This window comes from Salinivibrio sp. YCSC6, from assembly GCF_004916735.1.
Classification (GTDB): domain Bacteria; phylum Pseudomonadota; class Gammaproteobacteria; order Enterobacterales; family Vibrionaceae; genus Salinivibrio; species Salinivibrio proteolyticus.
On the sequence record NZ_CP039516.1, the window covers coordinates 2843315 to 2862669 of the forward strand.

Sequence of the window (19355 nt, forward strand, 5' to 3'; positions counted from 1 at the left end):
TCGCCTGAACCAATGAGGACATGATGTACAAACTCGTCGCTTCTGATTTGGACGGTACCTTGCTAACCCCCGAGCACCGTATCGCCCCCTATACCAAGCAGGTGCTGCAACAACTCCACCAGCAAGGCATTCACTTTGTGTTCGCCACCGGACGTCATCATGTTGATGTGGCAAGCATTCGTGAAACCGTGGGGATCCCTGCTTACATGATCACCTCTAACGGTGCCCGTGTACACGACAGCAATGACCAACTGGTGTATCAGCACAACGTTGATCCCGCGATCGTCGCAAACCTGATTAACGAGGTGAAGCACGACCCAACCGTCACCATTCACCTATATCGCGATAATGATTGGCTGTTGAGCAAAATGGATGAAGAGCTCGCGCGTTATCACCAAGACTCTGGCTTTAACGCCAAAGAGTTTGATGTGGAGAATCCACCGGTCGATAACATCGCGAAGATTTTCTTTATTCGTCATGATCACGACCACTTACTCAAATATGAGCATCAGTTTTTGTCGCAATACGGCGATAGCATCAGTATCGCTTTCTCGACTCCCTTCTGCTTGGAAGTGATGGGCAATGGGGTGTCCAAAGGAGCCGCACTCGAGGAAGTCGCGCGTCGTCATCAGCTCAATCTGGCCGACTGTATCGCGTTTGGCGATGGCATGAACGATGTCGAGATGCTGCGCGCCGCCGGTCGCGGCTTGGTGATGGCTACCGCACAAGCACGCGTCAAAGCCACCTTGTCGGACAACGCGATTATTGGCAGCCACGCCGATGAGGCAGTCGCGCGCTACCTAAACGCGCACCTGCTCGCACCACAATCCTAAGCGGTTAGCTCACACTGTGAGCCAAGGATGTCACCTGACGATGCACGACTCCCCCGCCATCGTCAGAATGGCCTGCCATTGCGCTGCGGTAACCGGCATCACACTCAGCCGGTTACCTTTTTTCACCAACGGCATCTCAGCCAGCGCAGGGTTTTGCTTCATCTGCGCCAGCGTAATCAACGGTAAATGACGCTGATACGCCACATCCACCATAAACCAACGCGGGGCTTCTAGCGTGGCTTTAGGGTCAAAGTAGCCACTGTCTGGCTCAAATTGGGTATGGTCGGGATAACACTCGCGAGTCACGGTCGCCACACCAGCCACCCCGACATGCTTACAAGAGGAATGGTAAATCAACACCTGATCGCCTACCTTAACCTCATCACGCAACATATTACGCGCTTGATAATTGCGCACCCCTTCCCAGCATGAAACCTTTTGCTGCTTTAAGGTGTCTATCGAAAACGTATCTGGCTCTGTTTTAAATAACCAATAACCCATGTTGGCTCACTCTCACTCGATACAGTTGTCGGCAATCTTGCCCGTCAGTGTGTGTCGGTGCAAGTCTGGCACGAGCCCATTATTCACAAGGAGTGTCGTGTGCAACGTCCCCATCGCTTACTGGTGATCGCCACCGCTAGCCTACTCACGTTAGTCGGCTGTACCTCATCGAAAGGCCCTATTGAACTGGGGCATCGCAGTGACACGCTAGACTCGGGGCTCAGCCATACACCGACCCCGTTTATGCTCAGTGGTATGGTCTCTGTCAGCCCTGAAACGGCCAGCTTCACACCCTGTGGCAGTCAAAAGCAATACTGGCTGAACTTAAGCCATGAGCAACGTACGGCACTCGATCAACTGGGTGGGCCTGTGTATGGTGAATTTGAAGGCTTCTTTACCCCAGTGGAAAGCCGTGGTTTTAGCGCGGACTACCCTGCGTCAGTCACCATGACGCGTATCAATCTAGTCACTACCGAACTCAATAGCTGCGCGCAACCCCGCCACGCCGTCTTGGCGGACGGACAATCACCACGCATGTGGTCCGCCGCCGTTGGCGAACATAATATGGCGTGGGAAAGCGACGGGGATAGCCAAGAGGTACCGCTGACAGGAAAGCAGATGGATGACAGCACCGCCCATTTCCGTGCGCGCAATGCCGCATTAACGCTAACCGCAACTGGCTGCCAGCAAAGTGATACCACCTTGTACGGTTGGCGCGCGACCCTGAAAACGTCCCAACGCACCTACCAAGGCTGTGCTCTGATGCCCTCGTATGATCACTCGCAGCATTGGGCGGGCGAATATCAAGGGCAAAGTCAAAGTCCCGGTCAGCCGGTTTTAACCACACAGCTTACCTTACTGCCTGATCATAGCGCCATCACCACCTACCACCCGCAAGGGGAAACGGTGACTAAAGAAACCGGGGTTTGGCAGCCGGTCGGGGAGAATCAAGTCCAAGTGCTCACTACCCGCAGTGGTGAGCAAATGGTAGTGTCTGAGCGCATATATACACGTAACGGGTTTACCCTCACCGCCTCCGAGGAAACCTTTAATGGCAACACCTATTCACTGGGTCATGACGGGTTAACGCTAAGGCTCAAAGTCGGGGATGCCGTGAACGTATCGAACCAAACCGGCGTTAAAGGCAGTGCCGAGAAAAACCCACGCGTTGAACAAGCACTCAGAGACTACCTTCGCGATAACGGTCAAGCCGGCCCACTCACTTATCGCTGGCTTACCCACGACCTCAATCAAGACGGGCAACCTGAGCTATTGGTCTTAACTGACAGCTGTGGCAGTGGCGGCTGCACCTTATTGGTGTTTAAAGGCGACGCGCAAGGCTGGCAGTTTAATAGCCGCATGACACTGGTGCATGTGCCCCTTTTATTAGCTCGCAGCCAAAGCCAGGGTTGGCATGATTTGGTCGTGCCGGTCGGTGGTGGCGGTGCGCCTGCCGGCCACCATGTGATGCGATTTGATGGGCAGCGTTATCCACTCAACCCGAGCACCGCGCCTCGCGCGCCCAAACCGGATGGCTCAGACACCGCATTATTTGCCGATGGCATCTATGCCACCCAGCAAGGCGTGGTATTGGGAGAAGAATAACGCAGACGCGCGTGCCCGTGCCACGCGGGCTCGCATTCCTTGTCGGACTTGCGCACAATAGCAACCTGACACCTTGAGGAGAGTCTGATGGCCCGTTCGCCCTGCCGCCAGTGCGGTTTTACCTATCACTGTATCTGTCACTGCTATTGGCCGCTAGAAAGCCAATTGCAATGCGTGCTGGTGATGCACGAAAACGAAGCGGCGCGCCAATCCAACACCGGCAAACTGGTTAAAGCGGCGCTACCCCACACTCAGATAGAGATTTGGCAACGCAAACAACCACCGCAAGCCTTGCTCGACAGCTGGGCGCGCGGTGATGTGTCACCTTGGTTGTTGTTTCCCAGTGATGATGCCGTCCCCGCCGATAGACTATTCGCTGACGCGGTTCGGTCTGTCTCTTGCGAGAATAGGTTAGTCTCTTGCGCGGAGACGTTAGCCGCCACCAATGCGCCTCGCGCGCCGTTACAGTTTGTGGTGCTGGATGCAACCTGGCAGCAGGCGCGAAAAATGCTCAATAAAAGCCCGTGGCTCAACCGTCTGCCGCGGGTCAGTTTGCCGTCGACTGCCGCCTCGCAATATACGCTTAGGCGCAACCAGCCACCGGGACACCTGTGTACCAGTGAAGCGGTGAGTGCATTACTACGAAGCCAAGGCGACGTGAACGCCGCCACGCAGCTGGACCATTTTCTTGTCCACTTTATGGAGAGCTACGAGGCCGATCGCCACCATCACACTACACCGCTCCCCGCCCCCAAGGTGCTGACGCCAAACGCGTGAACAAAAAAACGCCGAGCACAGCGCGCTGCCATGCTCGGCGTTTACGTCGTTTATGGGCTACAGCTTAAAGCGGCTGATCTCTTGCTCGAGGCTATGAGAAAGCTCGGATAACGTCGCGGCTTGACGCGCGGCTTCATCCGCTTCGGTCGATAGCTCATTGGACACATCGCGAATGCCCTCTGAGTTACGGGTGATCTCCGCGGTGACGCTCGATTGCTCTTCCGCTGCCGAGGCAATTTGGGTGGCCATATCGCTAATTTGGCTCACCGCCGCGACAATCTGGCTCAAGCTTTCGTTCGCCGCGCTAGCATCTTCGACACTGGCATGAGCACGCTGCTGGCTGTCTTGCATCATGGTCACCGCGCGACCGGTTGCCTGCTGCAAGGTATCAATCATCTGCTGAATCTCGGTGGTTGAAGCATGAGTGCGCTGGCTTAGAATCCGAACCTCATCGGCCACTACCGCAAAGCCACGGCCATGCTCACCGGCGCGTGCTGCTTCAATCGCGGCATTCAACGCCAGCAGATTGGTTTGCTCGGCCACTTCTTGAATGGTCGACAAGATGCTAGTAATGCTATGCGCATGCTGGTCGAGCTCACCAATCACACCGGTCGCCGCTTCCACTTCACGGGCAAGCTCGGTGATCGAGTGCTTACTTTGCTCCACTTGCTGGCCGCCATCGTTGGCGACACTTTCGGTCTCTTGGGCGGTGCGCGCGGTATTATCGGCATTGCCGGCAATATCTTGGGTCGCCGAGGCCATTTCATGGATAGCGGTCGCCACCATATTGATTTCATCTTGCTGATGACCAATACGGGTAGAGCGCTCTTCGGCTTGTGCCGCGGTCAGCTCGGCTTGTTGTTTGAGCGAGCCAGACAACTGGCGCAAATGCGACACCATGGTGTGCATGTTGCCGACAAAGCGGTTGAAGTTGTTGGCGAGTTTGCCAATTTCATCATTGCTGTGTGGCTCAAGGCGCTGGGTTAAGTCCCCTTCACCGGAGGCAATTTCTTCTAGCGCAGCGGACACATTGAGCAAGTCACGGAACAACACGTGCATCAACCACGTCACGGCACCGGCCACCAACAAAGTGATCACCACCGCGGTTAGCATTAGGTCGAACAAGGTATCACGCTGGCTGGCGTATTCGGTGCGCTTATCCAGCTCAATGGCCAGTACCCAATCAGTGTTAGGAACCGAGGCAAAATAAAACAGTTTATCAACCCCATCGACAGGCAGTTCCACCAGCGATTGCTGTGCCAACGCCTGACGCACGCGGTTTTCATTCAGCTCAGGAGACAGGCTACGATACGGTTTTAGCAAGCGCGCTTTGTCTTTGTGGGCGAGAAAAGTGCCATCGGCGCCTAACAGCATCGCGTTCGCATTTTTGCCCACTTTTAGTTGGGTCACGTCACGGATCAGCTGGTCAATCAACACATCTGCGCCCACCACACCCATCAATTCGCCATTGCGACGTACTGGCTCGGCCAAAGTCACCAACATCGCACCGGTAATCGCATCACTGTAAGCAGTGGTAATAATCGGGCTACCTGCACTCACGGCTTGCTTGTACCACGGACGGACGCGAGGGTCATAATCATCGCGGTTGCGTTCTGGGCGCGAGCGATACATGGCGCCTTGAGGCGTACCATAATAGATATCGTCAAACCCACCGGCCTCACGCGCTTGCTGTAAATAGCTCACACGATGGCTACTGCTGGTGTAATCGGTAAAGGCACTGGTGATATCAGCACGGATTTGCACCCAACCGCTGATCGACTCGGTCGCCGCATCGGCGATACCACTGACGCGGCTATAGATGCTCGACTGGGTTTGGGCTTGAATTTGGCTTACAGCAAGCCAGGTGAGAAAGGCGGCCATCAGCAATACAGCAGATAAGCATGCCCCAATTAATTTTTGTTTTAGTGATAACTGCATGGGAACGGCTCTCAAAGCAACGACAGGTTAATTCCAAACTCCCCGATAACCGAGGTAGCAATAGTGAACAGCCGTCACCCCGTCCCTAGGGTACCGCGAGCCCATCCTGCGCGTCGCGGGTTCACAGCGCCGGATAATTTTTATCCGACATGGCAAGCGCGCGCTAATGTAACAGCGCGCAACAAAGATTGCCATTTTTTAGACAAAAAACAGTCAACTAGAGAATATTTAGAATAAAGATCACATAAACCAACCATCGCTTATGATATGCAGTTTGTTGCAAACAACACAAAAGCAAGCATCTGAGGATTGGGTACTCATCGCAAGACCGACAGAAACGCGGCCTATTGGCGGACCTCAATAATAACTCGGCTATCTGCATATGAATCAATCAGCGCACCTATCTTTTTCGTATTCTCTAAGTCGAGAAACGCATCCCATTCATCCAGAATCAAGTGACCCGAGCTATTTTCCAGTAACCACTGAATACTCTTGGCGGAATACATACCATCAGACAGTATTGCTGAATCATCCCAAGGCCACAGTAAGCGCTTAGACGGGTTGAAGTAGAGATAATCATTTTTGGCACAGAGGTGCCTTAAGAAAGAAGTTTTCCCAGATCCGTTTTCTCCAACAACGCGAAAACGGCCCTCCTGCGCTTGAGTAAGGTTCACAGTATCAACGCTCTCGTTATCTTTAAGGATCGCGATATTCCATTGTGGTTGGTAAAGCGACTTGCGTTTCGAAAAACACGTCATCACCGACAACTGGCCTTTAATAGACGGAAAAGAGATTAATAAGCTAACAATATCCGACGCAGAATTTAAAAGATGATAAATGCGTGTGAGGTTAACAATCGACGCCACTTTTACCTCCATCGGGACACTGCTAGACGTAAAAATGAACAGTAATACACAGGAAGTTGGCGCAAGCGCTAGCAAGGAAGAGACCAACAATGCCTTATACCTAAACACAGCCTCTTTGATTCTCAGCCCTAAGTATTTCGCTTTCCCTTCCTCGAACCGCGTTTGATAAGCCAATGCATTCACCGACGAACCAAAATGTACATTGTCATGGATAGTCGATAACGTTGACGTCAGTGATGAACCCGCTTTATGGGTGGTAACAGCGTTCTTTTCTAGGTGCGAGGAAATGGTTTTATTGAACCCCAAGATAAGCAGCACACTGATCATAACGCTGACAAAAAAACGCCAATCAATAAAAGCGGTGATCATTAGCAGACTCAGGAAGAAGTTGAGCCCAGACGACATCCCCCAAAAGGCATAGCCAATAAAGTCAGAAATCGCACTCTTTCCCTGAGAAACGTACACGCCCAGCGTATGGTCGACTGTGCGACTATCAGTGCAAGATTGATAGCGTGTAGTCGCGGATTGCCAAAATCGACTCAGTGATTCACTCAACCACTTTTCTTTATACACATCAGAAAAGTAGCCGATTATATGGGGAAGGATCATCGCGACAATATAGAGGAACACCCAGAGCTTCAATGCCTCATAATATTGATTAATTTCAAGAATATAGCCTGAAACCATCACAGAGGCGAAAATAGAAAAAGCAATCGAAGACTGATGAAGCAGCACAAATAGAAACGTATAGAGCGTGTTTTTATTCGATATACCACGGCATATCTCTCTCACGCTTAGAAAAGAAATCACTCAACCACTCCTTGGTTCTGCTAAAGGAAAAACGGGGGAGGTACTATCCTTTGTCCACCCCGCAGCAGATTCTCTACGTGATTAGCGATTAAGTAATAGATTCAGTAAGATAACGTGCATTTAATCACGTTTTTTATACATACTGCCCGGCTACCCAGCCGGAGCTCCAGGCCCATTGGAAGTTATAGCCGCCGAGCCAGCCGGTGACATCAAGCACTTCACCGATAAAATACAGGCCGGGAATATCTCGTGCTTCAAGGGTTTTCGAGGAAATTGCGTGGGTATCTACCCCACCAAGCGTCACTTCTGCGGTGCGGTAACCTTCAGTGCCGTTTGGGGCAATTGACCACTGGTGAAAGTAGTGATGAAGCCTATCAAGCTGCTTGTCATCGAGCTGCTTGAGCGGTTTATCCGGCAAGCTATCGCGCGCAATCAAGACCTCGACCAAGCGTTTGGGGAATAGGCGAGACAGTGAGGTTTTTAAGGTTTGGTTGGGGTGCTTATCACGCATCGCCACCAGCACGTCTTTTAGCGACTCACTAGGGAGTAAATCGATGGTGACCGCTTCGCCCGGCTGCCAAAACGAGGAGGTTTGCAATACCGCCGGTCCCGATAAGCCACGGTGGGTAAAGAGCAGATTCTCGGTAAAGCACACCCCAGACTCAGTGGTGATCGAACATGGCACCGACACCCCGGAAATATCGGCAAAGCGCGTTTTGTCTTCTTGGTGCAAGGTATACGGCACCAAGGCGGCGCGAGTGGGCAGCACTTTTAGGCCAAATTGCTCGGCAAGCTGATAACCAAAGGGGGTAGCGCCAAGCTTGGGCATCGAAAGGCCGCCCGTGGCGACCACTAACGACTGGCAGCGTACCGGCTCGCCATTGAGTTTAAGGCGAAAGCCGGCTTCTTCTTGCTCGATATCATGCACCTCACAGCGATAGCGTTGACTGATGGTGGCTTGGTCGCATTCGGCCAAGAGCAGGTTAACGATATCTTTAGCGCTGTCATCACAAAATAGCTGGCCGTGGTCACGCTCGTGATAGGCCACACCATGGGTGGCCACCAATCCAATAAAGTCCCATTGGGTGTATTGCGCCAATGCGGATTTGACGAAGTGCGGATTCTCACACAAGAAGTTATTGGCGGTGACGTCATAGTTGGTGAAATTGCAGCGCCCGCCGCCCGAGATCAGGATTTTGCGGCCCGGTTTTTTGGCATGGTCCACCACCAAAACCCGGCGGCCACGTTGGCCAGCTTGTGCCGCACACATCAATCCTGCCGCACCGGCGCCAATCACAATTACATCATACTCAGTCACACGCTTACCTGTTTATTCTCTGCTCACCCTGTGGGAGCGGCATTGTAGCAGCCCGCACGTGAGCGGCAAGCGCGATTTAACGTGCCTGCGCTTCAGGCGGTGGCACCATGGCATCGGCGCCCTGAGCTATCATGCTTGGATCCATATGCAGCGTTCGGGTTGGGAAAGCAATATCCGCACCGTGCCGATGAATAATACCAATCACTTGCAGCAACACATCTTGCTTCACGCGGTGATAACGTTGCCAGTTCACCGTTTTGGTGAAGGTGTAAATAAAGAAATCGAGCGAGTGTGGCCCAAAGCTGTTGAAGTTCACAATCAAGGTTTGTCGGGTCTCGATGTCTGGGTGGGCTTCAAGCATGGCATAGACATCATCAATCACCGCGCTGATTTTATCGGCGTCTTGATAGCGCAGTCCGATGGTTTCATAAATGCGGCGATTCAGCATCCGCGAGGGGTTTTCCACCACTACGTTACTGAATACCGAGTTGGGCACGTATAAAGGGCGCAAATCAAAGGTGCGTACCACCGTCATGCGAATACCAATTTTTTCCACCGTGCCCTCAATGTTGCGATCGGGGGAGCGTACCCAGTCGCCCACTTTAAATGGGCGATCAAAGTAAATCATCACCCCACCAAAAAAGTTCGACAACAAGTCCTTGGCGGCAAAACCAACAATTAAACCCCCGACCCCACCAACGGTCAGTAGGCCGGAAACACTGACCCCGAGGCTTTGCAGCAGGGAAATAATCCCCACGCACACAAACAGCGCACGCAGCACATTACCCATGGTGTTGATGGTGGTGTGATCACGATTGCCGGTTTCAATCATGACTTCTTCACCACTGTTGACCAAGCGTAGCAAAATCCAAATGACCACCCACACCACCACCAAGTCTTGCACCAAGGTGAGCCAACTGAGCGAGACATCGCCAGCGGTATTATCAATGATAATTTCAATGGAGTGCGAGGCAGGCCATAGCCAAATCAGCGTACTTAGCGGTGTATCGATAGCCGGCCAAATAATATCGTCCCAGCGGGTAATGGTCTTTTCCGCCAGCGCTTTAAGTCGCCCCACCAGTACATGCCAAATCGCCCACGCGATAGCACTAAAACCAGTTAAAGTGACCACATCGGAAATCCATTCCCACGCGGCGGCTTGATGTAGGGTCTGCCACCAGTCAATTAGGCTTTGCATGCTTTCCTCAACAGACGGTTTTTCTCAGAATGTTGTCAGCCTAACAAAAAAAATGCTGACCTGAGTCAGCATTTTGTTGGATATGAGAGCGTTCGCTTACCAGCCCGCAAAAGCGACAAGAAAAAAGGTCGCGAGCAAGGCACCGGACAATGCCACATTGAGCATAAACAGGTGACGAACTTTGTTGCACTTACCCACAAACAGCTCGTCATGATGGTGCAAGTACTCTTGGCTACGAATGTACTGGTACAGGCGCTTTTGACGAGAAATATCGCCTTGGGGTGAGAGTGAGAAAAAGTTGTTATCTCCACGACAAATTTGCTGATAAAGCAATGGATTGGCGTCGCGTAACATCACAACCAGTGCGCGCAGTGAAGACAAGTAGCGCGCAAAATTAACCAATGTGACGGTAAACACTGCCACAATTAGGATATCACCGTTCATATACATCTCCCTCCGCAACCCAGTGAGGCGGCCGAGGGAGAAAGATAAACTTACAGCCCTGCGGTGCCGTCCATCACTGACGATGAGTCCTCTTGAGCCATGGCAGACAAGTCTTTATCAATAAAGAACAAGGCTTTGCCATCTTCGCCCACCAACTCGATCTTATCGAGTATGCCTTTAAACAGCTTTTCTTCCTCGTGCTGCTCAGCCACGTACCACTGCAGGAAATTAAAGGTTGAATAATCCTGAGTCGTAAACGCAACGTGCGCTAGGCTATTGATCTTTTCCGTGATTAAACGCTCGTGTTGATAGGTTTCACGGAACACTTCGCCCAATGATGCGAACTCGTGGCGCGGTGCGTCGATTGAGCCCAAAATAGGCATCGCACCAGTCTCGCTCACGTAGGTGAAAAGACGCTGCATATGCTGCATTTCTTCCTGCGCGTGCTTATGGAGGAATCGCGCAGCGCCTTCAAATCCTTTGTCTTCACACCAAGCACTCATTTGTAAGTATAGATTTGATGAGAAAAACTCCAAATTGATCTGCTCATTGAGCCTGTCAACCATGGCGGGTGCTAACATATAAAACGTCCTCTTTATTTGGGGTTAGCTGTCATTCTGACCAGCAGCACGTCCCTTTTCAAGCGGATATCGCCGACAAACGTGTGTGGTGCCGAGTCATCTGCCGAATTTATGACAAACATCATTGTCGAATTCTTAATCGGAATGCGATCGCAGTGACTGTTTTTAATACGCAAGCTCGCTAGACTGCGATGACAACCTCACATAAAAAGGATAACTCTATGTCATATAAGCATATTTTGGTTGCTGTTGATTTGTCGGAAGACAGCGAACGTTTGGTTGCCAAAGCCGATTCTCTTGCCCAAGCTGTCGGTGCGAAATTATCGCTGGTCCACATCGATGTGAATTACGCCGAGCTTTATACCGGACTTATCGATATTAATTTGGTCGAATCGCGTAACCGCGTCATTGAAGAAGCTCAGCACAAACTGAATCAACTGGCGGGCAACGCACAGGTGCCAGTGACTCATACCCTGGTTAGCAGCGGCGACCTTGCTGAAGAGATCACAGAATCGATTCAAAACATGGGAATTGATTTGGTTGTCGTTGGCCATCACCAAGACTTTTGGAGCTCACTGCTCTCATCGACCAAGCAGCTTATCAACAAAACACCGGTCGATCTGTTGATGGTGCCGATCCGCGACTAATCTCTGGCGTCATATAGGGCGATGAAGGCGGTCACTCCGCCTTCTTTTTGACCTTATTGCACTGTGTTCAGCGAACCAATTGCGTCCCCGTGATGAAACGGTACACTGCCTTTTTATTTACAATATCGAAGGAACCGAGTCATGGGGTATCTTAGCGGGGTCACACTGCTGTGGGCCTTTTCATTTAGTTTGATTGGGGTGTATCTCGCCGGCCAAGTGGACAGTTATTTCGCAGTCCTGATGCGGATTGTACTCGCTGGGTTGGTTTTTTTACCCTTCTTGCGTCCTCGCCAAGTAAGACCGGCCTTTGCCGCTCAACTGATGCTGGTCGGGGCATGTCAGCTCGGCATCATGTACTGCTTCTTCTATCAGTCTTTCCTTTTCTTGTCGGTGCCAGAAGTGCTACTGTTTACCGTCTTTACCCCGCTCTACGTCACCTTGATTTACGATGCTTTGAAGCGTCAGTTTAGCGCGTGGTATCTGGTCACCGCGGCGATGGCGGTGCTCGGCGCCGTGGTGATCCGCTACGCCACCGTCAATCCAGACTTTCTGGTCGGCTTTTTGGTGGTGCAAGGGGCGAACCTTTGCTTTGCGATTGGCCAAGTCGGTTACAAATACCTGATTGAGAAGGAGCAAACACCCCTTCCCCAACATGCGGTGTTTGGTTGGTTTTATCTTGGCGCCTTAGTGGTGGGCGTGCTGGCTTTTGCACTGTTGGGCAACAGCGACAAACTGCCTGCTACGCCAACCCAGTGGGGTGTATTAATTTATCTAGGCACTATCGCGTCAGGGCTGGGCTATTTCTTTTGGAACAAAGGCGCTACGCAGGTCAACTCGGGGGCACTCGCGGTGATGAACAATGCGCTTATCCCAGCCGGAATTGTGGTGAACGTGCTGATTTGGAACCGCGATGCGGATCTTCTGCCACTACTCAGCGGTGGGATACTGATTTTAGCCGCGCTGTGGTTTAACCAAACGTGGGTAAAGAGCCACGTCGAGGCCCAGCGAAGTGCCGCCCAGCGAAGTGCCGCCCAGCGGTAGGTAGGCCGTCCCAAGACCTCGGTCTCTCAAGTACAAAACAGGCAGGGAAATCCCTGCCTGTTTACTTAGCCGATAAAGAAGGCTCAATCAGATAAAGGCAAACGCATCTGAGTAGAGATGATCACGACTCACACCGCGCTCTTTACAGAACATGTCGCGTGCCACACCTGCCATTTCAAAACGGCCCGCGATATAAATGTCATAAGCGCCAAGGCTGACAAAATCTTCCATCACCGCTTCTAACACATTGCCCACTTTACCGCGCCACTCGCCTTCAGCTTGCTCCACGACAGGCATAAAGGTAATGTGCGGATGCTGTTCCGCCAATGCTTGCATCTCGTCATGGGCATAAAGCTGACAAGGGGTACGGGCGCCCCAATAAATAAAGATCGGCGACTGTATCTTCTGGCTAATACAGTGATCGACCATGCTGCGCACGTAAGAAAAACCGGTCCCGCCAGCAATCAGTAGCAAGGGACGATCGCTCTCTCGCAGCCAAGCATCACCGGCAGGCTCAGTAATTTCAAAGCCCGCTTCACCGCTTTCTAGTACGGCTTTGGCTTTCTCAACCACTTCTAACGCAAACGGATTCTCGTCCGCAGCACCAACGTGCAGCTCGAGTTCACCGCCATTTTGACGACAAGGGCTACTTGCCAGCGAAAACGGGCGCTTATCTTTCTCGCCCATCACCGCCATCACGTATTGCCCTGGCTGATAACGCACCGCTTGCTGCGGCTTCAGGACAATGCGGTAGGCGTGACACGCCAACGGCTCAACGGCTGTCACTTCACATAGTATCGACATTCTGTTCCTCTGTTCGTTTTGCTACAGCCGATGAGGTTATACGAGGCGGCATCACTACCGCCTTGGGCTGTGTTTTTATCGTTAACGGTGAATGCTAGCGCATTCCAATAGGATTAGTCTAAGATCCCTAATTCATCCCAAATCGCGTCGATGCGCGCAACCACGTCTGGGTCTTTAGCAATGGGCGTGCCCCACTCGCGATCGGTTTCCCCTTGCCATTTGTTGGTGGCATCGAGGCCCATTTTCGAGCCCAGCCCCACCACAGGTGAAGCAAAGTCGAGCGAGTCGATAGGGGTATTTTCCACCATCACGGTATCGCGCGCGGGATCCATACGCGTGGTAATCGCCCAAATGACGTCATTCCAATCACGTGCGTTGACGTCATCGTCACACACTATCACAAACTTGGTGTACATAAACTGACGCAAGAACGACCACACGCCCATCATCACCCGCTTGGCATGACCGGGGTATTGTTTTTTCATGGTGACCACCGCCATGCGATATGAGCAGCCTTCAGGCGGTAGGTAGAAATCGACAATCTCTGGGAACTGCTTTTGCAAAATCGGCACAAACACTTCGTTAAGTGCCACGCCTAAAACGGCAGGTTCATCCGGTGGACGCCCCGTGTAGGTGCTATGGTAAATCGGTTTTTTGCGCATCGTCAGATGCGTCACAGTGAACACGTGGTGACGCTCAACCTCATTGTAATAACCGGTATGATCGCCATACGGCCCTTCATCCGCATATTCATTGGGATCGATATAGCCTTCCATCACGATTTCCGCACTGGCCGGCACATCCAAATCGTTGCTGATACACTTAGCCACTTCGGTTTTACTGCCGCGCAATAAGCCAGCAAACGCGTATTCCGATAAGGTATCAGGCACCGGTGTCACTGCCCCGAGAATGGTGGCAGGGTCAGCGCCATAAGCCACGGTCACCGGAAACGGCTCATTAGGATGGGTTTGCATCCAATCATGCAAATCTAACGCGCCGCCGCGATGAGCCAACCAACGCATGATCACTTTGTTTTTGCCGATTTTTTGCTGACGATAAATGCCAAGGTTTTGTCGCTTTTTATTCGGTCCGCGGGTAATGGTCAGCCCCCAAGTCAGCAAGGGTGCCACATCACCGGGCCAGCAGCGCATCACCGGAATTTTATCCAGATCGACCTCATCGCCGCTCAGCACCACCTCTTGGCAACGCGGACGCCGCACGGTTTTCGCTGGCATGTTGAGCACTTGACGAAACACGGGCAGTTTATCGAGCGCATCTCGAAAGCCTTTGGGCGGCTCAGGTTCTTTCAAGTAGGCAAGCAGTTTACCCACCTCTCGCAGCTCAAGCACATCCTCACGCCCCATGCCCATCGCAACGCGTTTTGGGGTTCCAAAGAGGTTGGCAAGCACGGGCATCTCATAGCCAATCGGGTTTTCGAACAATAACGCCGGACCGCCCGCTCGCAGGGTACGGTCGCATATCTCGGTGATCTCCTGATCAGGGTCCACCGGTTGGGCGATGCGTTTGAGCTCGCCTTGGGCTTCAAGATAGTCGATAAAATCGCGCAGATCGGAAAATTTCATATCAGGCTCAACGGGTTAATAAACGCCTTAATGATACCAAGCAAACCGGTATCCGGATCGGTGAAGCGGTGACATTAGCGCGACGACAACGCAGATGCAATGTGCTGACGGCCTAGTGGGCCCAACTCGGCTTGTAAGCCGGTTAGCCATTCCCCTTTACCCGCCTCGACGAGCAGTTGCGCGACCTGATCACCTTGGCGCAATGACAACTGTGCCACGAGAAAATCCGCAACCGGCGCTGGCAACGGTGACAAGCTGGCAAGCTGGCGAATCGCGGTGTCGCGCAAAGAGGGATTTCTCGCCGCTGCCATCATTTGGCTCACCGAAAAGCTATCACTCACCTGTCCTTTCAAGGCATGTAAGGCCTCTAAGCTATACGCATCCGTGCCTCGACGCCATAATCGCGCGTACAGTTCCGGATGCTGCGTTTTCTCAGCAAGCACCGCCAAGATCGCGTTGTCAGGTAGCCAGAGTAATCGTGGGTCATGCAGGTATTGCTCGGCCAAATAGGCCAAACCATTGGCCTCATAGTCACCAATCATCGCCACCAAGGCATCACGGCGCCGCGCATAATCTGCACCGTCAGGTTTCACCCAATCAGCAATCACTAACTGGCGATAGCTTAATAACATGCCGAGCTCTTGGGTCAGTTGCTCGTGCTGATAACGGTTTAATTGCTGACGTGCCGCGGCCGCATAGTGGAAAGCGGGGGTGGTAACCCAATAGCCGTCTTGCTGATGACGTAATAAAAAATGCGGTTGCTGGTGACTAAGATCGCGCAAGAAAGTGCGCCAATCGGGGTTATCCAAACGTGTGGGTGTGGAAAGGAGTCGGTACAAGGTCGCCTCTTGGATCAACGGCGACAGGCTTTGTAGGTGAGCACGCAATCCGTCAATATCATCAGCCATTTGTCGCTGAAACGCGATCGCCATGGCTTGCTGGGTAGAAGGCGTCTCTAATAAGCCATCAATAAACGCCTGCGTCACGATTTGTCCGCTCGGCGTTGACGCCTCCGTGACCGCTGCGCGGCTGGGCATTGTGCCTACGACTAGGCATGCTATCAGCACTAACACGCGAAAACATCTTGCCATCCGTTGCAATCCTGTACCACTTGTAGCAATCCGGCTACATCCATGTAGGGTGAGACCATTGTGCGAAGTCAGCGTTCAATAGGCAATAAAAAAGCACTGCCCGCAGACAGTGCTTTTCACAATTACGATCCGGATCAGGAGTTTTGACGTCGCATGGCGTCAAAGAACTCATCATTGGTCTTCGACATGGCCAGCTTATCAATCAAGAATTCCATGCCTTCGATTTCCCCCATTGGGTGGACAATCTTACGCAGGATCCACATCTTCTGTAGTTCATCCGCTTTGGTCAGCAACTCTTCGCGACGGGTGCCAGAGCGCGTGAAGTCGATGGCTGGGAAGACACGCTTCTCGGCAATCTTACGTGACAGGTGCAGCTCCATGTTACCTGTCCCTTTAAATTCTTCGTAGATGACTTCGTCCATCTTCGAGCCAGTATCCACTAGCGCAGTTGCGATAATGGTCAAGCTACCGCCTTCTTCCACGTTACGGGCCGCACCAAAGAAGCGCTTAGGACGATGCAAGGCGTTGGCGTCAACACCACCAGTCAATACTTTACCGGAAGACGGTACAACTGTGTTGTAAGCACGCGCCAGACGAGTAATCGAGTCCAGCAGGATCACCACGTCTTTTTTGTGTTCGACCAAACGCTTGGCTTTTTCAATTACCATTTCGGCCACTTGTACGTGACGGCTTGCTGGCTCATCAAAGGTCGATGCCACCACTTCTCCTTTCACCAAGCGCTGCATCTCGGTCACTTCTTCCGGACGCTCATCGATCAACAGCACCATCAACTCACATTCTGGGTGGTTGTAAGCGATACTTTGCGCGATGTTTTGCAGCAGCATGGTTTTACCCGCTTTTGGCGGCGCAACAATCAAACCACGTTGACCTTTACCGATTGGCGAGGCTAAGTCGAGCACACGGGCAGTGATGTCTTCTGTCGAGCCGTTTCCGCGCTCCATCACCATACGTTCGCTGGCGTGCAAAGGGGTTAAGTTTTCGAAGAGGATTTTACTGCGGGCGTTGTCTGGTTTGTCGCTGTTAACTTGGTTAACTTTCAATAGCGCGAAGTAGCGCTCGCCGTCTTTAGGGGGACGAATTTTACCCGCGATGGTATCGCCTGTGCGCAAGTTAAAGCGACGAATTTGGCTTGGCGACACATAGATGTCATCAGGGCCGGCCAAATACGAGCTGTCTGCGCTACGCAGGAAGCCAAACCCGTCTTGAAGAATTTCCAGCACGCCATTGCCGAAAATGTCTTCACCGCTTTTTGCGTGCTGTTTGAGGATCGAGAAAATGATGTCCTGTTTACGCAAGCGAGCTAGGTTTTCGAGTCCCATGCTTTCGCCAAGCGCAACCAGCGTCGAGACGGGTTGAGTCTTCAGTTCGGTAAGATTCATAGTGGTGAGTGTCTTGTTTGTCAAAGTTGAGGTCTGAAATTAGTTAGCGTGTCGAGACCAGTGGCATGTTCGAGAGATGAACAGAAGTACAATTTCCGTGCAATAAGGTAGCACCAAAATGGGGTATCGTCTAGTTGACAGAAAAACAACCGCCACTGGGAGGCAGTGGCGGCCGTCTTAACATTATAGGTTAGCGTCAAGGAACTCTTTCAACTGAGTTTTTGACAATGCACCAACCTTAGTTGCTGCCACGCCGCCATCTTTAAATAGCAGCAATGTCGGGATACCACGGATGCCGAACTTAGGCGGTGTACCTGCGTTCTGGTCAATGTTCAGTTTTCCGATGGTGACTTTACCTTCGTACTCGTCGGCGATTTCGTCCAGGATTGGCGCGATCATTTTACATGGCCCACACCATTCTGCCCAAAAATCAACCAGTACAGGTCCTGCAGCATTTAAAACGTCTGCGTCAAAGCTGTCGTCGGTTAGCTGCAAAATTTTGTCGCTCATCTTCTACTCCAATACATGTTTTTGTTACTGGCTAAATTGCGACCAGTAAATAATGGCACTATTTGACTGGATTCGCTTCCGTATTGCAAGCCTAAGCTGATATTCTATCCGGATGAAAATGACGCATATCACAGAGCAGAAATTTGCCGAGCTCGGCTTGCACGCCGATGTTCTCAAGAGCTTGGAGGCCAAAGGGTTCACCCAATGTACGCCTATCCAAGCAAAGGCATTGCCGGTCCTGCTCACCGGCCAAGACATTGCAGGACAGGCGCAAACGGGGACAGGCAAAACCCTGGCGTTTCTGGCTGCGACGTTTCATCACTTGTTAACCACTGACGCACCAGCGTCACGGAAAACTAACCAACCACGGGCAATCATATTAGCTCCTACGCGCGAATTGGCCATTCAGATCTATAACGATGCGGAACCATTACTTGCGCATACTTCGATCACCGCAGGGCTTGCCTATGGTGGCGAAGGTTATGACAAACAGCAACAAACACTTGAGCAAGGCGTTGATATTCTAATCGGCACCTGCGGCCGTATCATCGACTTCTACAAGAAGAAAGTGATTGATTTACATGGCATTCAGGCAGTGGTGTTGGATGAAGCGGATCGCATGTTCGATTTAGGCTTTATCAAAGACATTCGCTTCTTGTTTAACCGTATGCCTGCGGCTAACAAGCGCTTGAACATGTTGTTTTCTGCCACCTTGTCTTATCGCGTTCAAGAACTGGCCTTCGAGCACATGACCAATCCTGAACATGTGGTGATCGAGCCAGAACAAAAAACCGGCCATCGCATTAAAGAAGAGCTTTTCCAGCCTTCTAACAACGAAAAAATGCCCTTGCTGCAAACCTTGATCGAAGAAGACTGGCCGGAGCGCGCGATCATTTTTGCTAACACCAAGCATCGCTGCGAGTCAATTTGGGCCCACCTTGCGGCAGACGATCATCGCGTTGGTCTACTGACTGGTGACGTTCCGCAGAAAAAGCGGGTAAAAATCCTCGAGCAATTCACCAAAGGTGAGATTGATTTGTTGGTGGCCACCGATGTCGCTGCGCGCGGCTTGCATATTCCGCAAGTCACCCACGTGTTTAACTACGACTTGCCCGACGATGCTGAAGACTATGTGCACCGCATTGGCCGTACCGGTCGTGCTGGTGCCAGTGGTAGCTCCATCAGCTTTGCCTGTGAAGAATACGCCATCAATTTGCCCGCCATTGAGGAATACATTGAACACAGTATTCCGGTCAGCGAATTTGATCGCAGCGCACTGCTCACGGATTTACCGGCCCCGAAAAAGATAGCCAAACGTCAGGTGAACAGTCGTCGTAATACTGGCAAAAACAACAGCGGCAACAACCGCAACCGTCAACGTCGACGCCCACAAAAGTCGGCATAACAT

General features: G+C 51.9%; 18 protein-coding genes. 6 read left to right on the forward strand and 12 right to left on the reverse strand.

Annotated features, from left to right (window positions below; all coding sequences use genetic code 11):
- Window positions 1-23: 23 nt before the first annotated feature.
- A complete protein-coding gene (locus E8E00_RS13275) occupies window positions 24-833 on the forward strand; it encodes a Cof-type HAD-IIB family hydrolase (protein ID WP_077674513.1) in 810 nt (269 codons plus the stop codon).
- A gap of 30 nt (window positions 834-863) precedes the next feature.
- On the opposite strand, the gene E8E00_RS13280 is transcribed toward E8E00_RS13275, so the two are convergent.
- Window positions 864-1334: an EVE domain-containing protein gene (locus E8E00_RS13280; RefSeq protein ID WP_077639810.1), complete on the reverse strand. Its 471-nt coding sequence runs from the start codon at window positions 1332-1334 to the stop codon at window positions 864-866.
- A gap of 99 nt (window positions 1335-1433) precedes the next feature.
- Here E8E00_RS13280 and E8E00_RS13285 point away from each other — a divergent pair, with 99 nt between their 5' ends.
- Window positions 1434-2939, forward strand: coding sequence for a hypothetical protein (locus E8E00_RS13285; protein WP_096630417.1), 1506 nt, complete (start codon window positions 1434-1436; stop codon window positions 2937-2939).
- An 87-nt stretch (window positions 2940-3026) separates the two neighbouring features.
- Complete coding sequence (locus tag E8E00_RS13290; protein ID WP_096630414.1) at window positions 3027-3716, forward strand: tRNA-uridine aminocarboxypropyltransferase; 690 nt, start codon at window positions 3027-3029, stop codon at window positions 3714-3716.
- Between the two features lie 57 nt (window positions 3717-3773).
- Here E8E00_RS13290 and E8E00_RS13295 read toward each other — a convergent pair whose 3' ends face one another.
- The 6 genes from E8E00_RS13295 to ftnA form a co-directional block, all read right to left on the reverse strand.
- Entirely contained in the window at window positions 3774-5654 is a 1881-nt protein-coding gene (locus tag E8E00_RS13295; protein ID WP_096630411.1) for a methyl-accepting chemotaxis protein, read from the reverse strand.
- A 344-nt stretch (window positions 5655-5998) separates the two neighbouring features.
- A complete protein-coding gene (locus E8E00_RS13300; RefSeq protein ID WP_096630408.1) occupies window positions 5999-7330 on the reverse strand; it encodes an ATP-binding protein in 1332 nt (443 codons plus the stop codon).
- A 133-nt stretch (window positions 7331-7463) separates the two neighbouring features.
- A complete protein-coding gene (locus E8E00_RS13305) occupies window positions 7464-8648 on the reverse strand; it encodes an NAD(P)/FAD-dependent oxidoreductase (RefSeq protein WP_096630405.1) in 1185 nt (394 codons plus the stop codon).
- A gap of 76 nt (window positions 8649-8724) precedes the next feature.
- Complete coding sequence (locus tag E8E00_RS13310) at window positions 8725-9846, reverse strand: mechanosensitive ion channel family protein (protein WP_096630402.1); 1122 nt, start codon at window positions 9844-9846, stop codon at window positions 8725-8727.
- Window positions 9847-9942: 96 nt separating this feature from the next.
- A complete protein-coding gene (locus E8E00_RS13315) occupies window positions 9943-10290 on the reverse strand; it encodes a hypothetical protein (RefSeq protein WP_069590232.1) in 348 nt (115 codons plus the stop codon).
- 50 nt (window positions 10291-10340) lie between these two features.
- On the reverse strand, window positions 10341-10871 hold the full coding sequence (gene ftnA, locus E8E00_RS13320; RefSeq protein WP_069590230.1) for a non-heme ferritin: 531 nt from the start codon (window positions 10869-10871) through the stop codon (window positions 10341-10343).
- A 221-nt stretch (window positions 10872-11092) separates the two neighbouring features.
- Here ftnA and E8E00_RS13325 point away from each other — a divergent pair, with 221 nt between their 5' ends.
- Both E8E00_RS13325 and E8E00_RS13330 read left to right on the forward strand, forming a co-directional pair.
- On the forward strand, window positions 11093-11518 hold the full coding sequence (locus tag E8E00_RS13325) for a universal stress protein (RefSeq protein ID WP_069590228.1): 426 nt from the start codon (window positions 11093-11095) through the stop codon (window positions 11516-11518).
- A 141-nt stretch (window positions 11519-11659) separates the two neighbouring features.
- Window positions 11660-12559 (forward strand): carboxylate/amino acid/amine transporter, encoded by a 900-nt coding sequence (locus E8E00_RS13330; RefSeq protein ID WP_096630399.1) that lies wholly within the window; start codon window positions 11660-11662, stop codon window positions 12557-12559.
- Between the two features lie 87 nt (window positions 12560-12646).
- On the opposite strand, the gene fre is transcribed toward E8E00_RS13330, so the two are convergent.
- The 5 genes from fre to trxA all read right to left on the reverse strand — a co-directional run bounded on the left by fre (window position 12647) and on the right by trxA (window position 17947).
- Complete coding sequence (fre, locus tag E8E00_RS13335; RefSeq protein ID WP_096630397.1) at window positions 12647-13363, reverse strand: NAD(P)H-flavin reductase; 717 nt, start codon at window positions 13361-13363, stop codon at window positions 12647-12649.
- Between the two features lie 113 nt (window positions 13364-13476).
- Window positions 13477-14946 carry a 4-hydroxy-3-polyprenylbenzoate decarboxylase gene (gene ubiD / locus E8E00_RS13340; RefSeq protein WP_077456811.1) on the reverse strand — a complete coding sequence of 490 codons (1470 nt, stop codon included), beginning with the start codon at window positions 14944-14946 and terminating at the stop codon, window positions 13477-13479.
- Between the two features lie 74 nt (window positions 14947-15020).
- Window positions 15021-15983 (reverse strand): hypothetical protein, encoded by a 963-nt coding sequence (locus E8E00_RS13345; protein ID WP_096630394.1) that lies wholly within the window; start codon window positions 15981-15983, stop codon window positions 15021-15023.
- A 188-nt stretch (window positions 15984-16171) separates the two neighbouring features.
- Window positions 16172-17437: a transcription termination factor Rho gene (gene rho / locus E8E00_RS13350; RefSeq protein WP_069590220.1), complete on the reverse strand. Its 1266-nt coding sequence runs from the start codon at window positions 17435-17437 to the stop codon at window positions 16172-16174.
- Window positions 17438-17620: 183 nt separating this feature from the next.
- On the reverse strand, window positions 17621-17947 hold the full coding sequence (gene trxA / locus E8E00_RS13355; protein ID WP_069590219.1) for a thioredoxin TrxA: 327 nt from the start codon (window positions 17945-17947) through the stop codon (window positions 17621-17623).
- A 112-nt stretch (window positions 17948-18059) separates the two neighbouring features.
- Between trxA and rhlB the strand changes: the two genes are divergently transcribed.
- Window positions 18060-19352: an ATP-dependent RNA helicase RhlB gene (rhlB, locus tag E8E00_RS13360; RefSeq protein ID WP_069590218.1), complete on the forward strand. Its 1293-nt coding sequence runs from the start codon at window positions 18060-18062 to the stop codon at window positions 19350-19352.
- The last annotated feature ends 3 nt before the right edge of the window (window positions 19353-19355 follow it).